The organism is Hyphomonas sp. (assembly GCF_016125515.1).
GTDB lineage: Bacteria > Pseudomonadota > Alphaproteobacteria > Caulobacterales > Hyphomonadaceae > Hyphomonas.
In genome coordinates, this window is the sequence record NZ_WGLO01000026.1 from 22337 (window position 1) to 29088 (window position 6752).

Sequence of the window (6752 nt, forward strand, 5' to 3'; positions counted from 1 at the left end):
TTTGGAAACGGGGGTTTAAAACAGACCCCGACCATCACCCGGCAGGGTTAACAGGTTGCAAACAAAACCGCCTTGCGACCGTATTCCGGCCGCCTGATGACAGGCTTTCCAAAGGTTAATTCAGCCGGCTTTCATCGCCAGTTTCGAGGGTGCCGCACGGCCTTCCCGCAGCATCTGGACGGCCTGTTCCAGCTGGAAATCCTCGCCTTCATAGCCTTCCGGCGGCTGCACATCGGGCATCCGCAGCTCGTGGCGCTTTTCGCCGGACTCGTTTTCCAGCGCATGCGGCAGATCCGCCTCGGACCAGCGCTCGATTTTCGCCAGTTCTTCCTCGGTGAGGCGCACCTGCGTCACCATCACGTCCGGCTCGATGCCGAGGGCCTGGATGGATCGGCCGGCCGGGGTGTAATAGCGCGCCGTGGTCAGCCGGATCGCGCCGCGATCAGCCCCAAGCGGGATGACCGACTGGACGGAGCCCTTGCCGAACGAGGTGGTGCCCACGACCAACGCGCGGTCACGGTCCTGCAGCGCGCCCGCCACGATTTCCGAAGCCGACGCCGAGCCGCCATTGATCAGCACGATCATCGGCACGCCCTTGAACACTTCACCCTTGGTCGCGTTGCGGCGCTCCACATCGATGGGGCGCCGCCCCTGGGTCGAAACGACTTCGCCGCCGGACAGGAAATGGTCCGAAACCCTAACGGCCTCATCCAGCAGGCCGCCTCCATTGTTGCGCAGGTCCAGGATGATGCCCTTCGGCTTGGCGCTGCGGCCAATGCCGTCGATGGCTTCTTCGAGCAGCAGCGTGGTGCGCTCATTGAACGTCGAAATCCGGATATAGCCTATATCGCCCGGCTCCATCTTCCAGGTCACGGATTTCTGCTGGATGACTTCGCGCGTCAGGTTGACCTCGAACGGGTCCTGGCCTTCGCGCAGGATGGTGATTTCGATGGATGTGCCGCGTTCGCCGCGCATTTCCTTGACCGCGTCGTTCAGCGTCTGGCCCATGATCGGCTTGCCGTTGATGGCGGTGATGAAATCGCCCGGCTTGATCCCGGCGGCTGCCGCCGGCGTGCCATCCATGGGCGAGATCACCTTCACGAAGCCGTCTTCCATCGTGACTTCGATCCCGAGGCCGCCATATTCGCCGGAGGTCTGGACCTGCAGCGACTGGAAGTCTTCCGGATCAAGATAGCTTGAATGGGGGTCCAGCGAGGTCAGCATGCCGTTGATCGCGGCCGACATTGCCTCTTTTTCGTCAATCGGAACAACATAATCGCGCTGGGCGCGCGCAAAGATTTCCGCAAACAGTTCAATCTGCTGATAGGTCGCCGTGCGCGGATCTTCCGGCTTGGTCGCTTCCTGCTGAGGCCAGGCCATCGCCGCAAAGCCGACAGCTGCCGCACCCAGGATACCGCCCAAGGCAGTACCGGTCAGCAATGAACGCATGTTCCACTCCATAGTCATCCCAGCGACCCTCTATTCGTCGCGCGACATCCACTCTGCAGGATTCAGCACCCGGTCGCCAAGCCTTAATTCCATGTTCAATTCAGGAGGCGGATCATCGCGGTCGGGCATCCGCCCGACGGGTTCACCGGCGCTCACGGTCTGGCCTTCGGATACATAAATCCGGCTCATGCCGGAAAGAATAACATGATATCCGTCACTTGTACGCAAAATCAGCATTTTCCCGTAGGTGCGGAACGGCCGGGCAAACTCGATCTCGCCGCCTGCCGGCGCCACAACCTGCGCCTCGGCGCGGGTTGCAAACACGAGATACTCGGTCTTGCCCCCGCTCGGCAGCGTATCGCCATAGCCATGCAGCAGCGTGCCCGCCGCCGGCTGTTTCAGCCCGCCCAGGGTGGCCTTGCCCAGCGGCTCGGAATTGATCTTCGGCGCCGGGCTGGTCGCGGTCTTGATCTTGCCTGTCTTGGTGCTCGTCTTCAGTGCGGCCAGCTGCGGACGGCTGTCGGGCTTGGCGCGCGGCGCTTCTGGTGCGTTCGATTCCAGCGCCGCGAGCAGCTCGCGCAGTGTGCCGGCTTCCCGGCCGAGCTTGTCCGCCCGGTTGCGCAGCCCCTCAAGGCTGCCCGCCAGCCCCTCATAGGACGCGCGCTTGGCCGCAGCCAGTTGCTCGATCTCTTCCTTCTTCAGCTTCATGTTCGCTTCGGCTGCGCTCAGGCGCGCCTGCTCAACCTGGATGCTCGTCTCCAGTTCATTGAGCGCGTCGATCTCCGACTTGATGGCAGCGGCGCGTTCGGTCAGCTTCGGATAGGTCGCCCGCATCAGGATGGCGCGCCGGATGGCGACACTTGAATTACCGGGACTCACCACCAGCGCCGGTGGCCGGCGGCGGTTCGCGGCAGCGAGTGCGCCCAGCAGATCTTCCAGCGTCACCTCGCTCTGCAACAGTTCGGTGCGTGCCGTCTCCCGGCGCGCGCTCAGATCGACCAGCGCGGTCTCCGCCTTGCTCGCCTGCTCTTCGCGGCGGCGGGCTTCCATCGCCGCCGACAGCAATTCACCGTCAAGTTCGCGGATGTCCATCGCGGCGATCTCCCCCTCGCCTTCCAGACGCGCGAGCTCACGCACCGCCGCCTGGCGCTCGGCTTCCAGCGCTTCGAGATCGGCGCGCGTGAACGTGTCCGGCGCCGCCGCGATCAGGGGCAGCATGAACAGGCTGGCGATAAGGGGCAAATAGCGGCGCATCCCGGTGATACTGCCGGAGAGGCGTGACTTTCCAGTTAAGCCGAAGCGCTCACCAGACCGCGGACCGCCCGCACCTCGTCGGAGATCAGCGCGAGAAGCAATTGATAACCTTTGGGATCGAACGCGGGATGCCGGAACACCAGGTGTTCGATCAGGTCCAGCACCGCCCGAATGTCGTCGCGCACGCCTTCATGCACTTCGAAATCCAATCCGTGTACGGCCGAATTACGTAACTCGATCACCCGCTCGATCCGGCGGATTTGACCAGCCGCCAGCTTTACGCGCTCGGGCGGCACCAGATAATCGTTGCTTCGCGACCGGCGCAGCAACAAGGCCGTCGGCGCAATCCGGTCCGGACTGGACGGATTGCGGATCGCATCGTCCTCGGCAGTTTCGTAACCGGCCAGCGCCGCAACCAGACTGCCCTGCAAGGCCGTCACGAGACCCAGCGCCACCCAGCGCCAGCGCGCCGGATCGGCGTCCGCCGCCTCCAACTCGCGCCGCGCGAGCCGCAGCGCTTCGACCGCGCTGCGCAGCGCCTGCCCGACAACCTCTCCCCTGCTGGCGATCACCCGCGCCGCGCCCGCCAATCGTCAGCGGACTGTCCGTACACGTCCCAGCGGATCTCTGAAAACGGCGCGGGCGCCTGCGCCTCGCGCAGCTTCTGCGCTCCAAGACTTTGCGCCAGGCGAATCGAGGGCGCGTTCAGCGGATCGATACAGTGGATGATCTCGGTCCATCCGAGAATGTCGACGGCATAGTCGATCGCCGCCGTCACACCTTCGCGGGCATAACCCTTTCCATGCGCCTCACGCGCGAGGCCATAGGCGATCTCAGTGCCCGGCCAGCCATCGGGCTGCCAGGGGCCCAGCCGCCCGATCCACCGGCCGCTCGCCTTCTCGATTACCGAGAACATCGAATAGCCACGGATCGTCCAGGCGCCGGCCAGCACGCAGAGCGAACGCCACACGGCCGGCCGCTCCATCACGCCGCCGATGAAGCGCGCAGTCTCCGCATCCGCCATCATCGCGCACATCGGCTCGAAATCCCCCGCCTGGACCGGCCGCAGGATCAGGCGCTCCGTCTCGATCACCGGCCCTTTCATGGCGCCGCCACGAAAAACACGATCCCCTGTCCGCTGTCTTGCGACCATTCGAACCGCACAGGATCGACGCTGCCATCGCCGACCGTCACCAGCGGCACATCCGGCTGGCTGCTCATCAGCACACGGCGGGTCGGCGCATCCGGCCTTGCATCGGTGACTGCCGCGATTTCCCACAGGCCGCCGAAACAGGCCGCGACATCCTCGAGCACACCTGTCCAGACCGGCCAGGCGTTCGCTTCGATCTCGCCGGGCTTGTCCAGATAGAGGCAGGCATAGCCGCGCACAGGCGTGGCAATCGCCGGGCCCTGACGGCGCGGTGCGATGTCGAGTTCGGCCATCCCGCACGGCACGCCGGGCTTGAGCTCGAAATTTTCCGGCAGGCTCGAGAATGCCTCTGCGTCGAGCCGCGCGGCGATGACCCGGTCAAAGGCCGCGCACAAGGCCTTGGTCTCCTCGGCCGAAGCCGCAGGCGCGGGCGCCGCCTCCCCTTCCGTCTCGCCGGCGCTGGGCGCGCCGCCGCACGCCGTCAGCAGGAGCAATCCCGCCGCCACCAGAATTCCTGAACCCGAATGCATACCGACCCTCCCGACAATCAAGCCGGGAGGGTCGGGCACACACCGGATTTCGTCAATCCGTTGCGGAAAGGTTTGACTAGGCGAGCGCCGGTTCGATGCCTTTGCAGGCCTCGATCAGGCCCTGAACCGAAGCCACCGACTTCTGGAACATCGCGGTCTCTTCGGCGTTGAGATCGAACTCGACGATGCGCTCTGCGCCGCCAGCCCCGATCAGCGTCGGCACGCCGACATACATGTCCTTCACGCCGAACTCGCCCTTGCAGAAGGCCGCCACGGGCAGCACGCGCTTCTGGTCCTTGAGGTAGGATTTCGCCATCGACACGGCGCTTTCGGCCGGAGCGTAATAGGCCGAACCGGTCTTCAGCAGGTTCACGATCTCACCGCCGCCCTTGCGGGTGCGGTCGACGATGGCGTCCAGCTCGGCCTGGGTCATCCAGCCCTGCTTCACCAGTTCCGGCAGCGGCAGGCCGCCCACAGTGGAGTGGCGCACCATCGGCACCATGTCGTCGCCATGTCCGGCCAGCGTCCAGGCGTGGATGTCGGCCACCGACACGCCGGTCTTCTCGGACAGGAAGTAGGCAAAGCGCGAGGAGTCCAGTACGCCGGCCATGCCGACCACCATGTTGGGCTTCAGGCCGGAGAACTGCTGCAGCGCCCAGACCATCGCATCGAGCGGGTTGGTAATACAGATCACGAAGGCGTTCGGTGCGTGCGCCTTGATGCCCTCGCCCACGGCTTTCATGACCTTCAGGTTGATGCCCAGCAGGTCATCGCGGCTCATGCCCGGCTTGCGGGGCACGCCCGCGGTCACGATGCAGACGTCGGCGCCGGCGATGCCGGCATAGTCGTTCACGCCCTTCAGGTTGACTGAGGCGTTGTAGACCGGGGTCGATTCCGCAATGTCCAGCGCCTTGCCCTGCGGCAGGCCTTCCGCAATGTCGAACAGGATCACGTCGCCCAGCTCTTCGCGGGCGCAGACGTGGGCGAGCGTGCCGCCGATCATACCGGAACCAATCAGGGCAATCTTGCTGCGGGCCATGTGAATCTCCTCGGAAATGGGGGCCTGAGAATGTCTCGCCGGACCCCTAGCCGAGGCCGCGGCGCGGTGCAATGCGGCCCAAAAGCAAACGCCCCGCAAGACGGGCTTGCGGGGCGCTGCATCAGAGGTTCAGGACCGCCTAGTCGCGCGAGAGCAGTGACATCAGGATCGTGAAGATGTTGTAGAACAGGATGAAGAAGTTCAGCGCGCCGAAGTTCGTCATCACCGCCAGCGAGCGGGTATCGCCCTCAAAGGCGAAATAGCTCTGCTTCAGGTTTTGCGTATCGGTGGCCACCAGCACGCCCGAAACGCCGAGCACGCCGAGCTGGATGATGATCTCCATCATGCCCGAGGGCGGGAACAGGAAACTCAGCAGCGACACGCCGATCAGGCCCCACAGCGCAAAGACCATGATCACGCCCAGCGGCTTGAGGTCCTTCTTCGTCGTGTAGCCGAAGAGGCTCAGCGCGCCGAAAGCCGAAGCCGTCAGGAAGAAGGCTTTGGCAATGGTCAGAAAGGTCGGCGAAAGGGTCGCGCCCGAACGCAGGGCGCCGCCCGTGCCGGCCGAGGCCATGTAGACCCAGATCGACAGGCTGAGACCCAGCAGCGTCACGATGGTCCAGTACATGATGCCGGTCGCCAACGGCGACGGGCGCTTCATCAGGAAGGCCGATCCCAGGATCAGCACCAGCGGCGCGAACTGGATGACCAGGCGCAGCGGCGAGAACAGCACCAGCTCCGTCAGGGCCGGGAACATGTTCGTGCCGACAAGGAAGGCGAGGCCACCGGCCAGCGCGATGCCGAGCGCCAGTTTCTGGTAGACCCCCAGCATGAAGGCGCGCAGCCCCACGTTGACGGAGGTGTCCGCCGACCGGGCATCGATAGCGCCGAAAGTCCGGTTGAAGTCGTTCATTGGTTTTACAACCCTTTCCTAGATCGCCGGCACCCATGGGACGCCGTTTGGACAATATATGGAGACCTTCGGTCCGCTTATCAACAACAACTCGACGGTGCGTGACCGGCGCTATTCGCCCTACGTTATTCTTTCAGTCCAAGGTTTCCCCGCAAACCGCCGAACAGTATTTGGTTTATGCTTTAGAAAGACAGTATTCGAACAAGATTTTGAGCGTTTTACCTTTACCCGAGCGCCTTGTTTTTCCAGTACATAAATGTCGGTTCGAGTGAACAGCTAGGGTCCGGACTCATTACAGCCACCAGATGACGGCTGCTGCAAGGGTGATCGCCGCCATGAAGTTGGTGATGTTTCGGTCAAACCGCGTTGCGATGCGCCGCCAGTCCTTCAGCCTGCAGAACATGCGCTCGATGACGT

7 protein-coding genes and 1 pseudogene are annotated in these 6752 nt (G+C 63.9%); all 8 read right to left on the reverse strand.

The genetic code is table 11. The features are described 5' to 3' along the window. Positions 1-120: 120 nt before the first annotated feature. Positions 121-1449: a S41 family peptidase gene (locus GC148_RS15860; protein ID WP_291072326.1), complete on the reverse strand. Its 1329-nt coding sequence runs from the start codon at positions 1447-1449 to the stop codon at positions 121-123. 30 nt (positions 1450-1479) lie between these two features. Beyond that, positions 1480-2703, reverse strand: coding sequence for a peptidoglycan DD-metalloendopeptidase family protein (locus GC148_RS15865; protein WP_291072328.1), 1224 nt, complete (start codon positions 2701-2703; stop codon positions 1480-1482). A 35-nt stretch (positions 2704-2738) separates the two neighbouring features. Further along, the gene (locus tag GC148_RS15870; protein ID WP_291072330.1) at positions 2739-3293 is read right to left on the reverse strand and encodes a hypothetical protein; all 555 of its coding nucleotides are present in this window, start codon (positions 3291-3293) and stop codon (positions 2739-2741) included. Beyond that, positions 3272-3808: a GNAT family N-acetyltransferase gene (locus tag GC148_RS15875; RefSeq protein ID WP_291072332.1), complete on the reverse strand. Its 537-nt coding sequence runs from the start codon at positions 3806-3808 to the stop codon at positions 3272-3274. Before GC148_RS15875 ends, GC148_RS15870 begins: the two co-directional genes overlap by 22 nt. Further along, positions 3805-4383: a hypothetical protein gene (locus tag GC148_RS15880; RefSeq protein ID WP_291072334.1), complete on the reverse strand. Its 579-nt coding sequence runs from the start codon at positions 4381-4383 to the stop codon at positions 3805-3807. The genes GC148_RS15875 and GC148_RS15880 overlap by 4 nt, the downstream gene beginning before the upstream one ends. A 76-nt stretch (positions 4384-4459) precedes the next feature. Beyond that, on the reverse strand, positions 4460-5422 hold the full coding sequence (gene mdh / locus GC148_RS15885) for a malate dehydrogenase (protein WP_291072335.1): 963 nt from the start codon (positions 5420-5422) through the stop codon (positions 4460-4462). A 139-nt stretch (positions 5423-5561) separates the two neighbouring features. Next, on the reverse strand, positions 5562-6335 hold the full coding sequence (locus tag GC148_RS15890) for a Bax inhibitor-1/YccA family protein (RefSeq protein WP_291072336.1): 774 nt from the start codon (positions 6333-6335) through the stop codon (positions 5562-5564). A 292-nt stretch (positions 6336-6627) separates the two neighbouring features. Further along, positions 6628-6752, reverse strand: a pseudogene (locus GC148_RS15895) (IS5/IS1182 family transposase); the annotation flags it as partial.